Here is an 18,609-nt window from a genome sequence, read left to right as displayed (position 1 = left end):
CAAAGTTGTTATTAGGGTCTCACGAATTGATTTTGAAATCATTGATCTTCTCAAATGAAGCGACAATACCTCTGATGAGGGAAGAAGACAGGCCCTGATGTTCCATCTCATTCAATCCCTGAATAGTACAACCCATAGGAGTGGTAACCTTGTCTATTTCCTGTTCCGGGTGGTTGCCGGAGGCTATTAGTAGTCCAGCTGCCCCGTCGCAGGTGTGCATGGCCAGTTCCTGGGCTTCGCGGGCATCAAATCCGAGTTGGATCGCTCCCTGGGTGGTAGCCCGTATCAAACGCATCCAGAAAGCGATGCCACTGGCACAGATTACTGTGGCTGCCTGCATCTGTTCTTCCGGGATTTCAAGGGAATGCCCCATTCTGTTAAATATGGCTTTTGCCAGATCGATACGTTTCTGGCCTGCTTCATTGCCGCAGAGACAGGTCATGGACTTTCCAACTGAAATAGCTGTATTGGGCATACTCCTTATTATATAGTGTTCCTTCCCGATCAACTCTTCAATTCTTTTTATGCTAAAGCCCGTGATCGTAGAGATAACAACATGTTTGTCTGTGAGCAGGTCCTTTATTTCAAGCAGGATATCACTGAAATGACCTGGTTGCACGGCAAAGATCAGAATGTCCGAATCGGCCACAGCCTCCCTGTTGTTCGCAGTGACCTTGACGTTTCCGTATTTCTCAAAATCGCGGATACTATCGGGGTGTCTTTTTGTGAGATACATTTTGGTAGCCCCGTTGCTGTGGAGGATACCTTTGGCAATGGATTTGCCCAAATTCCCAGTTCCGATTATTGCTATTTTCATGTTGTTTGTTTTTTGAGGTTAGGGGAGCTATTTAAAACGCACTTGCTTTCAGGTTTAGGCCTTTCGTCTCGGGAAACCCAAACATCAGGTTCATATTCTGTACCGCCTGTCCGGATGCCCCTTTCAGCAGGTTATCAATTACTGATGTCACCAAGAGTACACCTTCACCTAGGTGGACATGCAAATGGCACTGATTGGTGTTGACCACCTGTTTCAAATGAACGGGATGTTCACTTATTTGGGTAAAAGCTGCTTCGCGGTAGTAATCTTTGAAGAGGTTTACTACAGTGTCCTGATCACCATTATACCGCGTATAGGCAGTTGCAAAAATCCCCCTGCTGAAGTTTCCGCGAACAGGTAGGAAAAGTAAGTCCCCCCTGTTGGTTTGTTCATTGTCCAGGCTCTCTTCTATTTCATCCAGGTGTTGATGCGTAAAGGCTTTATACCAGGAAACATTATTGTTACGCCAACTGAAATGTGTTGTTTCTGAAGGAACTACTCCAGCCCCCGTACTGCCCGTTGTGGCATTGACATGCACATCGCCTGTCAGGATACCCATCCTGGCCATGGGGAGCAGGGCCAGTTGTATTGCAGTGGCGAAACATCCCGGATTAGCTATATAGCTGGCCTGTTGAATTTGCTCTTTATAAAGCTCCGGCAGTCCATACACAAAAGGTTGTCCGTTAAAGGAACAGTCTTCTTTAAGTCTGAAATCACTGCTAAGGTCAATTATCTTTGTCTCCGGACTAAATATTTGTTCCTCTAAGAATTTTCTGCTGTTCCCGTGTCCCAGGCAAAGAAAGACCAGGTCTACATCGGGCTGTACCTCACCACTGAACCTGAGATCAGTTAACCCAAGAAGATCTGGGTGAGCACTGGAAACGGGTTTGCCTGCCCGTGTTCTGCTGTAAACAAAGCTGAGTTCTACCTGGCTGTGGGCTGAAAGCAAACGGAGAAGTTCGCCTCCGGTATACCCAGAACCTCCAATGACTCCTACCTTAATCATGACTATTATTTACATGGTTAGCTATTTTTCCCGGATTGGAAAGGATCCTGATGAATCCCTTGGCGTCTTCAGCGGTCCAGCCTTCATTCCATTCACCGTAGCTTCCGAAAGAGGCATTCATAAGATCGTGGGGCGAGGAGATTCCCTCCAACTCAAACCGGTATGGATGGAGGCTTATAAATACATCTCCACTCACATTCTTCTGCGTATCTTCAAGAAAAGCCTCAATATTCCGCATTACCTCGTCCAGGTAGTTTCCTTCGTGCAGCAGCATACCGTAAAAATTCCCCAGTTGTTCTTTCTGATACTGTTGCCATTTGCTCAGTGTATGTTTTTCCAGCAGATGATGGGCCTTGATGATTATCAGCGGGGCGGCAGCTTCGAAACCCACACGACCTTTTATCCCTATAATAGTATCACCAACATGGATATCCCGCCCAATAGCATATTGAGATGCCAGATTGCTTAGTTTCTCTATGATTTCAACCGGGCTGCCTTTTACGTCGTTCAGGGCAGCCAATTCTCCTTTATTAAAGCTCAGTTTAATTTGACCGGGATCTTCTTTTTGCAGGGGACTTGGGAAGGCCTCATCGGGCAAGGGCAGGTGAGAACTCAAGGTTTCATCTCCACCAACCGAAGTGCCCCAAAGCCCTTTGTTTATGGAGTATTTTGCCTTTTCCCAGGAGTAGTCAATACCCTGTTCCTGAAGGTAGGTGATTTCTTCCTGCCTGGAAAGTCGCATATCCCTGATGGGGGTAATTATTGCTATTTCCGGAGCCAGTATTTGAAAAATCATATCAAACCTGACCTGGTCGTTCCCGGCCCCTGTACTTCCATGAGCAATACTATCGGCACCAATACTTTTGGCATGGTTTACGATCTCCATGGCCTGAACTATCCGCTCTGCACTGACGGACAGGGGATAGGTGTTGTTTCTGAGGACATTGCCATAAATCAGGTATTTAACCACTTTATCGTAGAACGTTCCAACGGCATCTATGGCTTTATAGGACTTTGCTCCTAACTGCAGTGCTTTTTCTTTTATTTCGGATATTTCCGCTTCAGTGAATCCGCCGGTATTTACGGTAACGGCATGTACTTCATAGCCTTTTTCTTTGGAAAGGTGTATGGCACAATAGGAAGTGTCCAGGCCGCCGCTATAGGCTAATACCAATTTTTTCATTTCTTGTCTTTTTTTGAGAACAGGTTAGTCTTGATATTTTTCAGTGATTTTATGGATTTACCTGGTCCTTTTGATTTTTGGATCTTGGTTTTGTCATTTGGGTCGTAAAGCATGCCTGTACACAGACACATCTTGTGATCTGTACGGGTAAGCACGTCGAAATTCTTGCAGGTCTGACAACCCTTCCAGAACTCCGGATCATCTGTCAGTTCGGAGAATGTAACTGGTTTGTAGCCCAGTTCGTAGTTCATTTTCATAACGGCAAGACCAGTGGTAATACCAAATATCTTGGCATCCGGGAATTTTTTCCTCGATAGATCAAAGATGGCTTTCTTGATCTTTTTGGCCAGGCCCTGTTTGCGGTAATCCGGGTGAACGATAAGTCCGCTGTTAGCAACAAACTTCTTATGCCCCCATACCTCGATATAGCAAAAGCCTGCAAATTTATCACCATCAAGAGCTATTATCGCATTGCCATTCTCCAGTCGCTTTATGATGTACTCAGGGGTTCGCCGGGCTATTCCCGTACCCCTGACTTTTGCAGATTCCGTAATGGTATCGCTGATGACTTGTGCGTATTTTATATGAGATTCGTTAGCAATTACAATTTTCATTGCTTTTCGATTTGAACTTAAAACTAAAAAGGATCGGAAGATTTTGCGGAAATGGACTCACCTATTTCCCATGACAGAATTACACCCTTACGGGCGGCGGTTGCGCGGAGTAGCTAACGGACGAAAGAGGCCGTGTAAAGAAACCGTTATGTGCGCTTTATTTTTCATGCTCCTCCAAATGTACAAAATCTACTGAACTGACAAAGAAGCCCTCTTAATTTTTCTGAAATAAGGATTTATAGGACTTATGCCTGAATAATTCATAGCACAGGAAACCAAATACTATAATATATTCAATGGAGAGCATTAGCATGGATTCTTTTACCTGAGGGTGCATATAAGCAGAATAACTCAGCATAACGAGGGCAGACCAGAGGATTGGGAAGCGGTAATTTGTAAAAAGGGATATGGCCAGCGGAAATATTATATACCAGGGATGTACCGTAGGGGACATAAAATAGAAGATGCTGATGGCAATTAGCATATTTTCCAGCAATACGCCAAGTGTTCTTTTCCTCAAAAACGATAGCAAGAATACGGTTAATGCTGTAATCAATGGTGTTATTTTTCCGTAAACTCTGATCAGCTCCCAGGACCTGATATCGAATTGGTAACCTATGGTTTTTGCGAGATTATACAGACTGGCATTGAATTCGAAATTGGAAAACCAGAGACGCAAAGTAGCCGTATAATTTGGAAAGAATTCAGCAGTGTAGAAAGGCATCAACGAAATGCCCGCAAGTAGAAAAACCAGGCTGTAAAAAGCAAGGCTTTTAAGCCAGCCCAAATTTTTCAGGAAAAGAGGAAGGAATAGCAGGGGGATCAGTTTTATGGATATAGATGCTCCCAGGAGCAATGCCGCAGGGACCCATCGGTTTACGGCGAGCATATATAAGGCCCAAATGAAAAAGAACAGCATCAGTCCTTCGTAATGCAGGTTTCCTGTGAGTTCTATTACACACAGCGGGTTCAGGAAATACCAAAAAATCAGATGGGGGGAACGATTGAGGAACAACAACAGCTTTTTCCCGAAATAGAAGATTCCAATATCTGCAAAAATGAGGATAAGCCTGCTCGCTATAACGGTTCCCATTATACTCTTACCTCCCCAAAGGGCGGCCAGTGCAAAAAACAACTGGTTAAGGGGCGGATAATTACTGTAGTTCCGAGAGCTTAGCGCTCCCATGCCTTCGTGAAGCACTGAAGCATTCGGGATCTGCATACCACCCATGGCCATAAGTTCATCAGGGGTATTCAGGTAAGGGTTGCCGCCCAGAATCCAGAGATGCCCGTCCCACAGGAAGCGGTAAAAGTCCTGGGAAAGGTTGGGTTCTGACCAGAGAAATACCACTCTGAAAAGGATTCCTGCTACAAGTAGCAGTTTGAAATTCCATTTTTCAAATTGGATCAGCTTAAAGCAAAAGAAAAAAAGCGCAAGGTAGAGGCCTAATAGTTTTGGAAAGTCCTGACGTTCCAGTTGATAGGCAAATACAAAATAAAATATAACTGAAGCCAGGATGATCAGTATAGAGAGCCTATGCAGATTCCAATATTTGCGTAGTGATTTCAGCAAGTTCAGTCAGCTAAGTCGTCCTACAAATAACTGAAAAATTGCTGAACGGTGCCAGAACAATTGGCCCCTAAATCTGTCAAAAAGTAATTATCAGGCTTTAGCCGTCAGGGATTTGAAAAACACAAATCCAAATCCGAGGAAAAGCATCAGGTGAAATGGGAACAAACCAAAATCATTCAGGGGAATGGCACTGTACATTCCAAAAAGGAAGTAAAGCATCAGCCCGAATTCCAGGATCATGTTCGGAGAAAGTTTTTTGGTCAGGTATTTATTTCCTTTCCAGCTGTCTGTGATACTGTTGATGTTGAACTTTGGCGTTCTCACAAACTCACTTCGCTTGCCCATATGCCCCTCAAGTACGGCAACGGTGTTGTGCAAGGAAAATCCAAGTGCAACCGAGAAAAAGGTAAAGAATAGTTTTATGTAGTCCACAAAATGATCAAAGCTGCTCCCCTGTATGCTTCGGTAAGTAAACCAGTAACAAATGAAGAGTATGATGGTACTTACAATGAAAAAGCTGGTAACCTCGAAAATCCAGCCCAGGTGGCCGTACGAATTTTTGATATAAAGCATAGGGATACTCAGTACAGCAACCATGAATACACAAAGGAACATGCTGCTGTTCAGCAGATGCATTACCCCATGGAATTTGGTCTTGAACGGGATGTTTTTGGAAGTGATCACACTAAGAACAGTCTTCCTGAAGTTTTCTGCCCCTCCCTTGTTCCATCGGAATTGCTGGGACCTGGCGGCGCTTATAACCACCGGTAATTCCGCCGGGGTCTCCACGTCTTCCAGGTATTTGAATTTCCAGTTCTTCAACTGGGCACGATAGCTCAGATCCAGGTCTTCTGTGAGGGTATCACCTTCCCAGTTACCGGCATCCAGGATACAGGTTTTCCTCCATATTCCTGCCGTACCGTTGAAGTTTATGAAATGCCCCTTAGAATTCCGGCCCACTTGTTCCAGGGTAAAATGTGCATCCAGGGCAAAAGCCTGTATACGGGTCAGGGTCGAATAATCCCGATTAATATGTCCCCAACGGGTTTGGACCACTCCAATTTCTTCATCCTTAAAATAGATCACTGTCTTTTTCAACCAGTCACTGTCCGGGAGGAAGTCTGCATCGAAAATGGCAATGAAATCCCCTTTGGCTATCTTGAGCCCCTCTTTAAGGGCGCCGGCTTTGAAACCTTCACGGTTCTCCCTGCGAATATGCTGAATGTCCAGCCCAGTGTTTTGTAAGGCCTCGATACGTGTTGCTGTTTCTGCTACGGAGTCGTCAGTAGAATCATCCAGAACCTGTATTTCCAACTTGCTTTTGGGGTATTCTATTTTAGCAATATTGTCCAGTAAGCGCTCCACAACGTACTTTTCATTGTAGATAGGGAGCTGAATGGTGACAAACGGAATTTCCTTGGGATCCAGCAAGTTGAATTTAGGGGCTTCCTGGTTGCGTCTTTTATTGCTGAGGTAGTTTACCAGCAGGTTCAACTGGGAAAGACTATACAGAAAGATGAGGATCAGGGCGATACTGTAGATCGCAATGACAAGATAAGAAATCGTTAGTCCCATATTATTTAAAACCGTATTTAAAGATCCAACCCAATATTTTTACGCCGGCAAATATAGTACCTTTTACAGTACCAGACACTTTGGAGATGCCTATTCTTTTTTTGTAACGCACTGGTACTTCGACATATGCCAAACGATGTTTAATCGCCTTTAATTGCATTTCCACGGTCCAGCCGTATGTTTTGTCCTGCATTCCCAGCTCCTTCAGCTTATCGTATCGAATAGCTCTGAAGGGTCCCAGGTCGCTAAATTTTGCCCCGTACATCAGTCGCATCAGAGTGGTGGCCAGCCAATTACCAAACACCTGTTGAGGTGTCATGGAGCCCTTTTCCCTAAGCGATTTTACCCTTGCACCAATCACAAAATCCACACCTTCTTTTATGATGGGAGCCACCACTTTGGGAAGTTCCTGCGGATAATCTGAATAGTCTCCGTCGATAAATACGATGATATCAGGTGTTTTGGATTGTTTATCCACATAATTTAACCCCATGAGGCAGGCATAGCCATAACCCATTCGGGTTTCAGTTAGCACGGTAGCCCCTGCTTCTGCGGCAACACTGGCTGTCTGGTCTGTGGAATTATTGTTAACGACGATAATTTCATTTACCGTGTCGGGGATTGCTCCAATTACCTGGGCAATGGACTTTTCCTCGTTGAATGCGGGTATAATTACACGAATGTCATGCATGTCCCAGTAGGGATAAATTCTGAAAGGCACAAAAGTAGGGATTATCTTCTCGCCTGAGCCGACGTAGGCTAAAAAGCCTTTTAATTCCTATTAACAAGATCCATGAGATCCACATCGTTACCAAGCAATACCTGATTGGCTTCAATACGTCCTTTGAGCGGACCATTTTCCAGTTTGAGCACACCACGGGGACATACTGCCGAGCAGATTCCACAGCCTACACAACTGGAACGAACGATATTTTCACCTTTCTGGGCGTAAGCCCTGACATCGATACCCATCTCGCAATAGGTAGAGCAATTCCCGCAGGAAATACATTGTCCGCCGTTTGTAGTTATCCGGAATCGGGAGAACAGTTTTTGCTGGAAACCGAGGATAGCTGCCATGGGACAGCCAAACCTGCACCAGACCCTATTGCCAAATATGGGATAAAAACCGGTTCCTATAACCCCGGAGAAGATACTTCCGATAAGGAACCCGTAGGATTTCCGGAGTGTCTCCGATTTGAAAAGGAAGATGTTCCCTTCCCCGCTGAATTGATGCAGGGCGATCAGAACCAGTATCACTACAAAATACCCAATAGCCCCATACTGTGCATCTTTCTGCAGCTGTTTGCGTTTGAAAAGCATCGCCCAGCCGAATACCAGGGTTAGCAGCACGGTAACCCCTGTAAGGAAGCTGCTCTTTGTTAACCAGTATTTACTCGTATCATTGCCCAGATAAGAGTAGATCACGGCAGTGGTCATCAGGGTTACGAAAACGACCACGCTGTGGACTACCCAGCGTTCAATCTTCCAGGCTCTGACAGTCTTGTCGCTGAGTTGCCTGAAGGCATCCCCCGCAGTTTCCGCAAGTCCACCACAACCGCAAACCCATGAGCAATACCAGCGCTTGCCATAGCGGTATGTCAGGATGGGGGAGATGACAAAAACAGACAGAACCCCGAAGATGAGCAGTGCGAGGCCAATATCTCCTGAACTGATGAACCCGTTTATCCGATATCGTTCAAAATTGTAGTAGTTCAGGGGCCAAATATTCTTCAGGTCGTAATAGGGAATAGAACCATTAAGCCGGGCCATGATTTCCGGTATGATGAAGGCAAAGGCTGTCTGAAAGAACATCACACTGATCGTTCGAATGATCTCATAGCGGTTGTGCCTGTATTTCCAGATAAATTTGATGCCAAAGGCCAGTATGGCCACAGTGTAAAGTGTGCCGTAAACAAACCACTGGCTGGCCGGATTCCCGCTTAGTGCCCGGCTCAGTGGGTCAAACAGGGCAATAACACCTGTATTTTTCCCATCCCTGACCAGCCCCAGGAATTCCGGAAAGAAGTAGAGGATTATATAAAAGGAAGTTATGGCTATTCCTGCTATCCAGCCCCAGAACCCCATACTGGAAATAGATTTAAACCAGACCCCGTCATTTTTAATGCCTTTGGTTTTTTGCCCATAGCTCAGGGCCGTATACCAGATTATACCAGCAAACAACAGGATGGTGGATAAGCTCATCCAAAGTCCTTTATTGGGGAAGTTTATTCCAAAGGCTGCCAGAAACAGTATGGCAAGGCCCAGGAACCCAATGAGGGTGGCTAACCGCTGGGGCAGCGATAAGGCTTTTGGGGGTTGCCCGGTCAGGGCCATGCTTTTGTCAGGTGAACTCATCGTGTTCTGATTATGGGTTAGATCGGAGTTACGATAGTTGAAATACTCGCTTTAGGCTTCTTTTAGCCGGTTTTAATTGTGTTCCCATTTGTTTATTGAAATGGTCCAGGATCTGCTTTTCATAAGTCTTGTAGAACTCAGGATCAAAATTGGCATCGGCCAGGTATTCCATAACGTGTTCCACGGAACGTTTTTCATTCAGCCACCGGTCAAAGACCTCATGCCGCATCCGGATTCCAAAGGTGTTAATCCCAAGAAATTGACGATTATCTCTTTGGTATGCCAGGGTTACGCAGACCTTTTCCTGCGTATGCCTCCAATGAAAATGCAATTCATCTTCAGATTTATTGCGGTTGCTGAAAACCCAGCCATAGGTCTGGTATTCGATGTCGAAAAATTTGGCCGAGTTGAACCAGTGTCCGGGGTTGTATGGAATACGATTATTGCAAATGGTTTGGGCTAGGGTTTCACCCATCATTCTGCCCGTATACCAGACCGCTTCAATGGGGCGCCTCCTGTCGATCGCCCTTCGCTGTTCGGCACAGTCCCCGATTGCGTAGATGTCAGGGCGACTGGTTTCCAGGTACCGGTTAACCAGAACCCCCCGTCCCAGTTCAATGCCGGAATCTTTTAGGAATTCCACATTTGGGGTTACGCCCGGGGTAAGCCCCACTAAATTACAGGCAATGGTATCCCCTTTATCTGTTACAACGGCCTTTGCCCTGCCATGGTCATCAGAGAGTATTTCCACCAGATTAGTTCCCAGCCTCAGATCAATATGGTGTTCCCTGATATGCTCATTGATCATTTGGGATTCACCATCGGGTAATACACCATCCCAGAAACTCTTTTCACGGACCAGAAAAGTAACCGGGATATTCCTTGTCCTTAGCATTTCTGCCAGTTCTATCCCGATCAGTCCTCCTCCAACAATTACGGCTCGCTTGCAAATCTGATTGTTGGGAGCATTGCTTTCCAGGAGGTCGAGGTCCTGTTTGGAGTACAATCCCTGTACACCTTCTAAATCCTCTCCGGGCCAGCCAAATTTGTTGGGTTTGGAACCAGTTGCAATAATAAGTTTATCAAAACTAAACTCCTTTGAACTTCCTACTGTCAGGGTTTTCTTCTCCGGATCAACCCGGGTAACATAGCCCCGTACAAGATCTATGCGGTTTTTGTCCCAAAAACTGTCTTCATAAGGCTTGATGTGTTCAAATTTCATGTGGCCCATGTATACGTACATGAGTGCTGTCCGGGAAAAGAAATAATCCGTTTCTGCCGAAATGATGGTTATTCGCTTGTCGGATAATTTGCGGATATGACGGGCAGCGGTTACTCCTGCGATGCCGTTACCAATTATGATAATGTGTTCCATGCCTTCCCTGGGTTGTTTTCTTTATGTCGTTCCTAAAGTTAAGAACTTAACAGCAAGCCTAATTTTAACTTTCTGTTTTTTTTTGATTTCCTAAATTTGGTAGGAATCCTCTGGTAAGATCGTGAAAAAGCTAGGACTACTTATCGTATTTATACTGCACATGTCATGCAGCAGTCAGTTTGTGGGTAAGATAAACGGGGTAAGTTTTGTTGCTTCCCGTGACGAAGCTTCACAGGAGCATGTGGAGGCTGTTTTGGATGTTTTTGCCGATCATGCGGCGGTTATGCCTTTCGGGTTTATCCGCAATCTCTCTTCACCTGAAATAATTTTTGACACAGATCGTCAGTGGTTTGGTGAAACTAAACAGGGTGCCAGGCAATACATTGAGCTGCTCAGGCGCAACAAGCTTAAGATCATGCTGAAACCCCAGATCTGGATCTGGCGAGGGGAATTTACAGGAGACCTCAGGATGGCTACCGAGGACGACTGGAAGATCCTGGAGGAATCTTATGAAAGGTTTATACTTACCTATGCGCAACTGGCCCAGGATACGCGGGTAGAGATATTTTGCATTGGCACAGAACTGGAAGAATTTATAAAGGCCCGTCCCCAATTCTGGACTCAACTGGTGGGGAAGATCAGGAATATATACAAGGGTAGTCTCACCTATGCCGCAAACTGGGACGAATACAAAAGGACACCTTTCTGGTCCTTGCTGGACTATGTTGGCATTGACGCCTATTTTCCCCTTTCAGAAGAAAAAACACCCTCAGTAGAAGCCCTGAAAGCTGGCTGGCAACCCTGGAAAACTAAAATCGAGGAAATCGCCGAACAGACCGGAAAGCCCATTCTATTTACGGAATTTGGGTATCGAAGTATGGATTACACGGCAAAGAAACCCTGGCTGGTAGACCGCACTGAAGAGGCTGTAAATCTGGAGGGTCAGGTGAATGCCAAAAAGGCCATTTTTGAAGAATTCTGGTCAGAAGACTGGTTTGCCGGGGGATTTATCTGGAAATGGTTTATTCACCACGACAGAGCCGGAGGAAATCAGGATAACCGTTTTACGCCACAGAACAAGCCGGCTGAAGAAATAATCCGCCTTTTTTATAAGGCTTTTTAGGATTACCAATGGCCTGTTATGACTGAATGTACCGTTTGTAATAGTCATATATTTCTTCGGGAGATTTACCCAGGTAATTTTTAAGGTGTATGACTGCAAAGTGATACTGCAAACGGTATTTTCCTAATTGGTTGTATTTACGAGCCGAGGTAACCACGTAATCCGGCAACACTTTAAAAAGACCCTGGCGGTAAAGCCTTTTTATAAACTCGAGGTCTTCATAAATCATATAGTCCTCATCAAACCCCCCGGAGGTTTTAAAATAGTCCTTGCTAATGAAGATCGACTGGTCACCCCCCCTGCAGAGCCAATGGTTAAAGCGGGTAAACCAGGCAAAAAAGCGCAAAAAGGTACTGTTGCTATCAAATTTCATTCGGAAAGACCCTGCTTTTACGCCATTATCAGCCGCGTCGATAATGGACTGGTCAAAGCCTTTTGGAGGTAATGTGTCTGCATGCAGGAAATACAGGATATCACCTCTTGCTTCTTCTGCTCCAAGGTTCATTTGTTTTGCCCTCCCCCTGTCTGAATGCAATAATCGAGCCTGCAGTTCTTTGGTTTTGACTATTGTCTGGTCCGTGCTTCCCCCGTCTACATAAATAATCTCAAGCGGCCTGTTGGTAGTGGAGGCTTCCTTAATAGCCCTGTGCTGTGTTATTACCAGGTCTTCCTCATTAAGAACCGGTATAATGACACTGATTTGGGGCTGGTTACTGTGCATTGAGACTCCAGTTGTACTTCAGGTATTTAATTTTAGCATTTTTCGGATAGGATATACCGGTATACCTGCTAATATAACCCAGTAAGCTCCCATTTTCCGTAAAATCGTTTTTGTACCATTTAAACAAGGCCGAAAGCACAATACTATCCGGGTTGATTTGATTTTTTTGAGGATCATTGATAAATGCATGGGTTGCCTGTTCCAGTTGTTCTTCTATGTTTTGGGCTGCAAAGGGGATGTTCAGCAATTTCGGACAGGAGGCAGAAGCACAATTGATGGCAAAATGAATTCGCGGTTCATGCATTTTTCTTAAGATCTTATGCTCAATCTGATTGAGCGAAAGCTCATGCTCGCCTACCCTGATCCATTTTCTGCCCCAGGGCTGTTTTATTTCTTGTATACTGCCCACCGCGTAATGCTGTAAAATGAGTTTCACCGTGGCAGCATTGTAGAGGTTGATGTAATATGCCAGGCTATCTGCTCTGCTCCAGTTGTCCAGTGGTTCATTTAATGCCAGGTACTGCAGATATTTATCCAGGATATCGATGTTTTTCCTGAACGAGTAATAATCTACATTGCCGTGCTCATCTACGTGTTTTTCCAAAAGCTCTCCCCAAAGCTTATGGCTGATTGTAGTGCTTTTTTCGGTTGTATCCTGGGCAGTAAGGGATAAAGGTGAGAATGCATTAAAAAACACACAAAAAAGAAGAAAGTAAATTCCTTTTTGGTTCATAGAATATCCCTGCAGCTAATTATTTTTGGCTTTTTACTGTAAACATTTAGCAGCATCCACCACCATTGTAGTGCCAGGTGCTTTCACTGATGTGGATCTGGTTACTGGCCTCGGCCAGTGCAGCCGCCGTTTTATCGCAAACAGCAAGGGGCTGGTTCTGGACCAAAACATGTCCCTTTCCATCATCGAGGTATTCCTCATCCCCATAATAAATGGCCGTTTTACCCGTGAATACACAAGGGCCGTCTTCCGGCATGGGATCTTTGATCGCCGCTATCTCAATGGATTCTATGTGGATCAGCTCATCCGTGGGGTAGTGATTGGGGGAGAGCACCCTGTATGAACGCCTGGCCCGAATCTCAATAGTCCCGAATCCCGCATCTGTTAGCATTTTGATATACTCTTTTACGGGGATACTCCCACTTAAGCAAAGGGCCCTGAGCCTGTCGTCGTTGCGCAGTTCATCATTCATTGGAGTATCGCAGACCGGATCGCTCATAACCAGCCTGCCATGGGGTTTCAATACCCGGTACATTTCACCGATTGCCTTTTTGAGGTCTTCGGTCTTGAAGATGTTGAACAGGCAGTTCTGGGCCGCCACATCTATGCTCTCGCTTTCTATTGGGAGATCAAGGGCATCACCTTTAATGAGTTTTACAAAGTCGCTTTTGAACCATTTATTTTCAGATTCTGCCACCTTAAAATTATCCCTGGAGGCCTGAAGCATTTCATCAACCGGGTCAACCCCAATTACGCCCTCCTTCTGCCTGGAGAAATAGGAGAACTGTAGCAGTTCCATTCCCCCGCCAACACCTACGTAAAGAACCTTTGGGTTGTTGATGAGGTCTTGTGCAGATACGGTGCTGCCACAGCCATAGTTCATTTCCTGCATAATTGTTGGAATGGACAAACCCGGGAACTGCCATACGGGATTGGTTGTACAGCACAAGCCTACGTCCGGGGTCAGGGCAGCTTCTTTATAAACATTTTTGGTAGTTTCTAAATAACTCATAGTTCTCTGATCAGTTCTTTAAATAGTTTTATCATTTTCGGCTCCGTTTTGGCCGCTACATCCAGTATTTCTTTGATATTGACTGGCTCAAGATTATCCGGATCGCATTCATCCGTTAGAACGGATACCGCTATAACCGGCAATCGTAAGTGGTTTGCAACAATTACTTCGGGTACGGTGCTCATTCCTACGGCATCAGCGCCTATTATTTTCAACATGCGGTATTCTGCCCTGGATTCCAGTTGTGGACCTACTACTGCAGCATATACACCCTGCTGTAGTGAAATGTTTTCCTTTTTTGCTATTTCGACTACTTTTTTCTTCATTTCCACATCATAGGGCTGGCTCATATCCACAAATCGATCCCCGAATTCCGCCACATTCTTAAAGGCCAAAGGGGAGCCACCCTGAAGGTTTATGTGGTCGTCTATCAGCATGATATCTCCTTTTTTGAAGTTGAGGTTTACTGCTCCGGCGGCATTGGAGATAAAGAGCTTTTGTATTCCCAGCAGCCTCATTACCCGGATGGGATATGTAACATCGGTAAAAGCATAGCCCTCATACAAATGGAAACGTCCGGACATCATTACTACCTTTTTGCCCATCAATGTACCGAAAATCAGCTTTCCTGAATGGAATTCTACTGTGGCCAGCGGAAAGAATGGAATATTGTGATAGTGAGCAACAATAGGTGATTCTATCTCGTCTACCATTTGTCCCAAACCGGTTCCCAATACGATTCCGATTTCCGGATTTTCAAACCCTTTTTTTCTCAGGTAGGAAACAGACTCCTGTAGTTGTTTACTGGTCATATGTTTTCTTTAGAAATTTCTGGAATACATCTATGTCTTTTATGTCTTCGTAAAGGTCTACATCATTTCTGATCTCCAGGAGTTGCAGGCTTTGACCTTTAAGATCTTTCAGCGTATCCTCCAAAACAGAGGCCTTTCCCCAGGATTTATCCTGGAAAAGCTCTTTTTTCAGCTGTTTCATCCCCAGCAGGTAGTAGCCTCCGTCTGAAGCAGGGCCAATTACAAACTCGTTCTTTTCGAGTGCCTTAAATGCTGTTTTCAGGTCTTCCGAACTCAGGTCGTACAGGTCACTGCCTATAATGAGGATTTTTTGATAACCCTGTTCAAAGCCCCATTGGAAGGCGTTTAGCATACGTTCCCCAAGGTCTTGACCCCGCTGTTCCCTTTTGTTGTAATGTTGATTGTCCCAGAGATCATCCACCACCACATTATCGGAATAGAAAACGGCCTTATCTGCTTCCAGACCCTTTGTAATTTCTGATGTCCGAGCCAGCAGGAATTTATAGATTTCAAGGGCACTTTCGTTACCTATTACGGATGCAAGCCGGGTTTTGCATTTACCCAGTTCCGGATTTCTTGTGAAAATAAGCAGCAGGTTATCCTTTTCCAATTTACGAGTATTAAGGCGAATACACTTTTTCGGCATTAGTCAGTAACCGGCCCCAATACTTACTGTAGGCGTGTACTTTTTCTGTTTTTTCCTTCAGCGTATCCACAACAGGGTACCCTTTGTTCTTCCATTCGAATATGCCACCATACAGGTTTTTCACGTTGGTATAACCCGCATCCTGCAATTGCTCCCCAATGTCTTCGGAACGAACCCCAATAGAGCAGTATACTACCAGGGCCTCATCCTTATTCGGGTATTTTTTAAGGAATTCCTCAATATCAAATTGATCGTAACCCACCCATTGGGCATTGTCCAGGTGACTTACTTGAAACTCTGCACTTTCCCGGGTATCTAAAAGGATATATTCTGTTCCTTCAGCCAGTTTGTCGACCTGAATATAGGGCACAGACTCACTGTTGTAAAGGTCCAGTACACTCTCCATACTTTGTTTACCCGGGCATGAGGCCATAAGGGGAAGGAGCAATAAAACCAGCCATTTTCTCATATGAGGTCAGATTACAGGAAAAACAAATGTATCATTTTAGTAAGAGGGATCCCCAAAATCATGCATTTATCATTTGTAGGCTGCTACAAAACGCTTTAGTATTTCCTTGGGTTTAGGCGTCTTAATTTGCAAAGCAGCTGCAATCAGATCTTCTGCCTGTTCCGGGGGGAAGTATCCAAAATTCTTATACGTTTTAATCCGCATAATAAATTCATGGGCATCAGCTTCAGGATGGAATTGCGTAGCATAGATATTCTTTTTAATCCGAAACATCTGTACCGGACAGGGATCTGAGGTGGCCAGCAGAACGGCTTCATCAGGGATGGTATCACAGGCTTCTTTATGCCCCACCCTTGCCAAAAAACTATCCGGCAGTCCTTTTAACAAAGGGTCTGCCGCACCCTCTTCGGTTACAGAGATCATTACACTGCCTATAGGTTCTGAGTAGGTGCGGGAGATTGAGACCCCACAGAATTTTCCCAGTAATCCGTTCCCGGAGCAGCAGCCCAGGAAGGGGAAGTCTACCTGAACAACTTCCTCTAAAAGTTTGTTGAAAAAGGCTTCAATGTTTTTTTGGGTTTCACTTTTGTCAGCTGGAGGGGTGCTCAGGTCAAAAGGGCTCCCTCCGACGATTATGGCTGCATAGTCTTTCAGTTTGATGTCGGGGATCCCCTGCTCCAGCCTTACGCGCTGTACTTCTTCCGGCTTTAGTCCGCCAACACGCATGATGGCTTCAAACTCGCTGTTTGCCGTGGCATCTTCCGGGCGCATTTGTAAGATGAGAATCTTTTTCATGGAAATAATGATGCTTAGGACTAAGATACGTTACCCATGGAAAATAACAGATAATTCAAGGCTCATTCTTTTACGAAAACCATGCAATGCTGCCAGGGTAAATTCCCAATATTTTCCTCAAGCCTGAAGCCTGCAGCCGCCATTTCCCTGACAGCCTGTTCTTCGGACATTTTATGGATCTTTTTTATGGGGACTGTGGCATCTTCTGCGCGGTATTCAATGAGGTAGAGTTTGGCATCTGCCTTCATGGCCTTGTAGAGCGAGGCGCTCAATTCCTTTGGAAAACTGATCTCGTGATATACATCCACTATTAGGACTTTATCCACGGAATTTTCGGGCAGGTTTACGCTCTTTTCACTTCCCTTTACGGGCTGTACATTGGTAATTTCACCATCTTTTATCTTTCGTCTGATCTCGGCCAGCATTTCATCCTGTATATCCACTGCATAGACCACACCGTCTTTAGCCATATCAGCCATTTTAAATACGTGGTACCCTGATCCTGCTCCTATGTCCGCGATGGCATCTCCCGGGCGAATATTCATGTTTTTTAGTAGCAAAGAGGTCCTTTCCTCTTTCTCCCTTTCCGGGCGTTCCAGCCAGCTCATCCCCTGGTACCCCATTACCCGCGCAATCTCACGACCCATATACCATTTGCCAATCCCGTTCCAGTCTCCGGATCTATAGGTATAATGGCCTTCTGTTTTGTTCTGGGCGTGGCCGCTGCCCAAAGGAAGGGCGAGACTGCAGACAAGAAGTATTCGGATTAAATTATACATAGCATGTTTTTGTTTTAAAATTAGGGAACTCCCTTTACATGCCAGGCCAATTTATAATAGTCTTAAGAGTTGGATTAACTAAGCTGCAACTTTAATTCTGGTTGCCTGGTTTTTTCTGGAACAGGGAAATCAACCCGAACATAATTCCCAGAACCACTGGTGCTGCTGCTGTAAAATAAGCGTTGAACCAGAAGGCCTTCATGGCCAGCTGTCCTCCCTGGAATGTAGCTTTTTCGGAAAAACTGAATGATAAATTTCCAGCAAGCAGGTAACTGATAGGCACCCATAGCAAGGCCAGGCAGATAGAAAGTTTTAAGAGTATGCTGAAAACCCTTTCTGTTTTGGTTATCGGGTCCCTTAACCTCCTTACCCCAAAATAAAAGAGCAGCGGAATGGAAATAATACCCAACCAGGTGATAATGGTGCCCAATGGGATATTGTTCGATTCAGAAAGGGAAAGGAGCAGTACTGAAGATCCTGTGACCAGGAAATAGCAGGCCAGACAAAAAACGATCAGGGCGCCAATAAACCAATAGCTTGTTCTTTTCATATCTATCTAAGGGAATAAACTGATAATGCGAATTTATGTTTTTGCCTTAACTTTTTGCAGCAGTCTTTTCAGTAATTGGTGTGGATCGTAGAGGATTCTGTATCCATCAGACACTACTTTTTCCGTCCCTGTATCCAGGGGGTCAATATTAGCCCAGGAGGTATCGGCAAATGAAAATTCAATTTCTGTTCCATCCTCAAGGAAAACGTGCCTGGACCAGACAACACCATATTTCTGGTCTTCAAATCGTATTATGTTGCTGTTTATTATTTTAAAATCGATCTTTTGGAGCCAGGCTGTAGTCTTGAAAAATTCCTTGTCCCGGCAAATGAAGGACAAATCAATATCGGAGTCGCTATTGGCTGCTCCCCGTGCCCAGGAACCGCATAATCCAACGGCCAGGATCTGCTCATTTGCCGCTGCAAATTCCTGGATCACATTCAGGATTTCATGGAGCTTTTGGTAATCCAT

General features: G+C 45.0%; 20 protein-coding genes. 1 reads left to right on the top strand and 19 read right to left on the bottom strand.

Features of this window, described 5'->3' with window-relative positions; translation table 11 throughout:
* Positions 1-19 precede the first annotated feature (19 nt).
* The 9 genes from proC to OO016_RS00885 form a co-directional block, all read right to left on the bottom strand.
* Positions 20-817 (bottom strand): pyrroline-5-carboxylate reductase, encoded by a 798-nt coding sequence (gene proC, locus OO016_RS00925; protein WP_266010145.1) that lies wholly within the window; start codon positions 815-817, stop codon positions 20-22.
* A gap of 31 nt (positions 818-848) precedes the next feature.
* Positions 849-1,823: an N-acetyl-gamma-glutamyl-phosphate reductase gene (argC, locus tag OO016_RS00920; RefSeq protein ID WP_266010144.1), complete on the bottom strand. Its 975-nt coding sequence runs from the start codon at positions 1,821-1,823 to the stop codon at positions 849-851.
* Positions 1,816-3,006 carry an argininosuccinate synthase gene (gene argG / locus OO016_RS00915; RefSeq protein ID WP_266010143.1) on the bottom strand — a complete coding sequence of 397 codons (1,191 nt, stop codon included), beginning with the start codon at positions 3,004-3,006 and terminating at the stop codon, positions 1,816-1,818. The genes argC and argG overlap by 8 nt, the downstream gene beginning before the upstream one ends.
* The gene (locus tag OO016_RS00910) at positions 3,003-3,620 is read right to left on the bottom strand and encodes a GNAT family N-acetyltransferase (protein WP_266010142.1); all 618 of its coding nucleotides are present in this window, start codon (positions 3,618-3,620) and stop codon (positions 3,003-3,005) included. Before OO016_RS00910 ends, argG begins: the two co-directional genes overlap by 4 nt.
* A 214-nt stretch (positions 3,621-3,834) precedes the next feature.
* Positions 3,835-5,193 carry an MptA/MptB family glycosyltransferase gene (locus OO016_RS00905; protein ID WP_266010141.1) on the bottom strand — a complete coding sequence of 453 codons (1,359 nt, stop codon included), beginning with the start codon at positions 5,191-5,193 and terminating at the stop codon, positions 3,835-3,837.
* A gap of 90 nt (positions 5,194-5,283) precedes the next feature.
* Positions 5,284-6,768, bottom strand: a complete 1,485-nt coding sequence (locus tag OO016_RS00900; RefSeq protein WP_266010140.1) for a cellulose synthase family protein — start codon at positions 6,766-6,768, stop codon at positions 5,284-5,286.
* A 1-nt stretch (position 6,769) separates the two neighbouring features.
* Entirely contained in the window at positions 6,770-7,459 is a 690-nt protein-coding gene (locus OO016_RS00895; protein WP_266011912.1) for a glycosyltransferase family 2 protein, read from the bottom strand.
* An 80-nt stretch (positions 7,460-7,539) separates the two neighbouring features.
* Positions 7,540-9,123, bottom strand: a complete 1,584-nt coding sequence (locus OO016_RS00890; RefSeq protein WP_266010139.1) for a 4Fe-4S binding protein — start codon at positions 9,121-9,123, stop codon at positions 7,540-7,542.
* Between the two features lie 28 nt (positions 9,124-9,151).
* Positions 9,152-10,498 carry an NAD(P)/FAD-dependent oxidoreductase gene (locus OO016_RS00885; protein ID WP_266010138.1) on the bottom strand — a complete coding sequence of 449 codons (1,347 nt, stop codon included), beginning with the start codon at positions 10,496-10,498 and terminating at the stop codon, positions 9,152-9,154.
* Between the two features lie 121 nt (positions 10,499-10,619).
* Here OO016_RS00885 and OO016_RS00880 point away from each other — a divergent pair, with 121 nt between their 5' ends.
* Entirely contained in the window at positions 10,620-11,621 is a 1,002-nt protein-coding gene (locus tag OO016_RS00880; RefSeq protein ID WP_266010137.1) for a glycoside hydrolase family 113, read from the top strand.
* A gap of 16 nt (positions 11,622-11,637) precedes the next feature.
* On the opposite strand, the gene OO016_RS00875 is transcribed toward OO016_RS00880, so the two are convergent.
* The 10 genes from OO016_RS00875 to OO016_RS00830 all read right to left on the bottom strand — a co-directional run bounded on the left by OO016_RS00875 (position 11,638) and on the right by OO016_RS00830 (position 18,609).
* Positions 11,638-12,342 (bottom strand): TIGR04283 family arsenosugar biosynthesis glycosyltransferase, encoded by a 705-nt coding sequence (locus OO016_RS00875; protein WP_266010136.1) that lies wholly within the window; start codon positions 12,340-12,342, stop codon positions 11,638-11,640.
* Complete coding sequence (locus OO016_RS00870) at positions 12,332-13,075, bottom strand: DUF547 domain-containing protein (protein WP_266010135.1); 744 nt, start codon at positions 13,073-13,075, stop codon at positions 12,332-12,334. The genes OO016_RS00875 and OO016_RS00870 overlap by 11 nt, the downstream gene beginning before the upstream one ends.
* Before the next feature lie 46 nt (positions 13,076-13,121).
* Positions 13,122-14,087: an arsenosugar biosynthesis arsenite methyltransferase ArsM gene (arsM, locus tag OO016_RS00865; protein ID WP_266010134.1), complete on the bottom strand. Its 966-nt coding sequence runs from the start codon at positions 14,085-14,087 to the stop codon at positions 13,122-13,124.
* A complete protein-coding gene (locus OO016_RS00860) occupies positions 14,084-14,899 on the bottom strand; it encodes a purine-nucleoside phosphorylase (protein WP_266010133.1) in 816 nt (271 codons plus the stop codon). The genes arsM and OO016_RS00860 overlap by 4 nt, the downstream gene beginning before the upstream one ends.
* Positions 14,889-15,509: a TIGR04282 family arsenosugar biosynthesis glycosyltransferase gene (locus OO016_RS00855; RefSeq protein ID WP_369413816.1), complete on the bottom strand. Its 621-nt coding sequence runs from the start codon at positions 15,507-15,509 to the stop codon at positions 14,889-14,891. The genes OO016_RS00860 and OO016_RS00855 overlap by 11 nt, the downstream gene beginning before the upstream one ends.
* Before the next feature lie 10 nt (positions 15,510-15,519).
* Positions 15,520-16,014 carry a rhodanese-like domain-containing protein gene (locus tag OO016_RS00850; RefSeq protein WP_266010131.1) on the bottom strand — a complete coding sequence of 165 codons (495 nt, stop codon included), beginning with the start codon at positions 16,012-16,014 and terminating at the stop codon, positions 15,520-15,522.
* 69 nt (positions 16,015-16,083) lie between these two features.
* Positions 16,084-16,809 carry a glutamine amidotransferase gene (locus OO016_RS00845; RefSeq protein ID WP_266010130.1) on the bottom strand — a complete coding sequence of 242 codons (726 nt, stop codon included), beginning with the start codon at positions 16,807-16,809 and terminating at the stop codon, positions 16,084-16,086.
* Between the two features lie 62 nt (positions 16,810-16,871).
* A complete protein-coding gene (locus tag OO016_RS00840) occupies positions 16,872-17,588 on the bottom strand; it encodes a class I SAM-dependent methyltransferase (protein WP_266010129.1) in 717 nt (238 codons plus the stop codon).
* A gap of 91 nt (positions 17,589-17,679) precedes the next feature.
* The gene (locus tag OO016_RS00835; protein WP_266010128.1) at positions 17,680-18,138 is read right to left on the bottom strand and encodes a hypothetical protein; all 459 of its coding nucleotides are present in this window, start codon (positions 18,136-18,138) and stop codon (positions 17,680-17,682) included.
* 33 nt (positions 18,139-18,171) lie between these two features.
* On the bottom strand, positions 18,172-18,609 hold the full coding sequence (locus OO016_RS00830; RefSeq protein ID WP_266010127.1) for a nucleotidyltransferase domain-containing protein: 438 nt from the start codon (positions 18,607-18,609) through the stop codon (positions 18,172-18,174).

The sequence above is a fragment of the Lentiprolixibacter aurantiacus genome, assembly GCF_026241225.1.
GTDB classification, from domain to species: domain Bacteria; phylum Bacteroidota; class Bacteroidia; order Flavobacteriales; family Flavobacteriaceae; genus Lentiprolixibacter; species Lentiprolixibacter aurantiacus.
Note: the sequence above shows the minus strand (reverse complement) of the source record. Positions and strands in the feature narration are given on the sequence as shown.

Coding starts and splice junctions, on each gene's coding strand:
- OO016_RS00840 (WP_266010129.1), bottom strand. CDS start 17,588: ATGTATAATTTAATCCGAATACTTCTTGTCTGCAGTCTCGCCCTTCCT.
- OO016_RS00875 (WP_266010136.1), bottom strand. CDS start 12,342: ATGCACAGTAACCAGCCCCAAATCAGTGTCATTATACCGGTTCTTAAT.
- OO016_RS00895 (WP_266011912.1), bottom strand. CDS start 7,459: ATGCATGACATTCGTGTAATTATACCCGCATTCAACGAGGAAAAGTCC.
- OO016_RS00900 (WP_266010140.1), bottom strand. CDS start 6,768: ATGGGACTAACGATTTCTTATCTTGTCATTGCGATCTACAGTATCGCC.
- OO016_RS00860 (WP_266010133.1), bottom strand. CDS start 14,899: ATGACCAGTAAACAACTACAGGAGTCTGTTTCCTACCTGAGAAAAAAA.
- OO016_RS00850 (WP_266010131.1), bottom strand. CDS start 16,014: ATGAGAAAATGGCTGGTTTTATTGCTCCTTCCCCTTATGGCCTCATGC.
- OO016_RS00910 (WP_266010142.1), bottom strand. CDS start 3,620: ATGAAAATTGTAATTGCTAACGAATCTCATATAAAATACGCACAAGTC.
- OO016_RS00830 (WP_266010127.1), bottom strand. CDS start 18,609: ATGGATTACCAAAAGCTCCATGAAATCCTGAATGTGATCCAGGAATTT.
- argC (WP_266010144.1), bottom strand. CDS start 1,823: ATGATTAAGGTAGGAGTCATTGGAGGTTCTGGGTATACCGGAGGCGAA.
- arsM (WP_266010134.1), bottom strand. CDS start 14,087: ATGAGTTATTTAGAAACTACCAAAAATGTTTATAAAGAAGCTGCCCTG.
- OO016_RS00890 (WP_266010139.1), bottom strand. CDS start 9,123: ATGAGTTCACCTGACAAAAGCATGGCCCTGACCGGGCAACCCCCAAAA.
- proC (WP_266010145.1), bottom strand. CDS start 817: ATGAAAATAGCAATAATCGGAACTGGGAATTTGGGCAAATCCATTGCC.
- OO016_RS00870 (WP_266010135.1), bottom strand. CDS start 13,075: ATGAACCAAAAAGGAATTTACTTTCTTCTTTTTTGTGTGTTTTTTAAT.
- OO016_RS00845 (WP_266010130.1), bottom strand. CDS start 16,809: ATGAAAAAGATTCTCATCTTACAAATGCGCCCGGAAGATGCCACGGCA.
- OO016_RS00835 (WP_266010128.1), bottom strand. CDS start 18,138: ATGAAAAGAACAAGCTATTGGTTTATTGGCGCCCTGATCGTTTTTTGT.
- argG (WP_266010143.1), bottom strand. CDS start 3,006: ATGAAAAAATTGGTATTAGCCTATAGCGGCGGCCTGGACACTTCCTAT.
- OO016_RS00885 (WP_266010138.1), bottom strand. CDS start 10,498: ATGGAACACATTATCATAATTGGTAACGGCATCGCAGGAGTAACCGCT.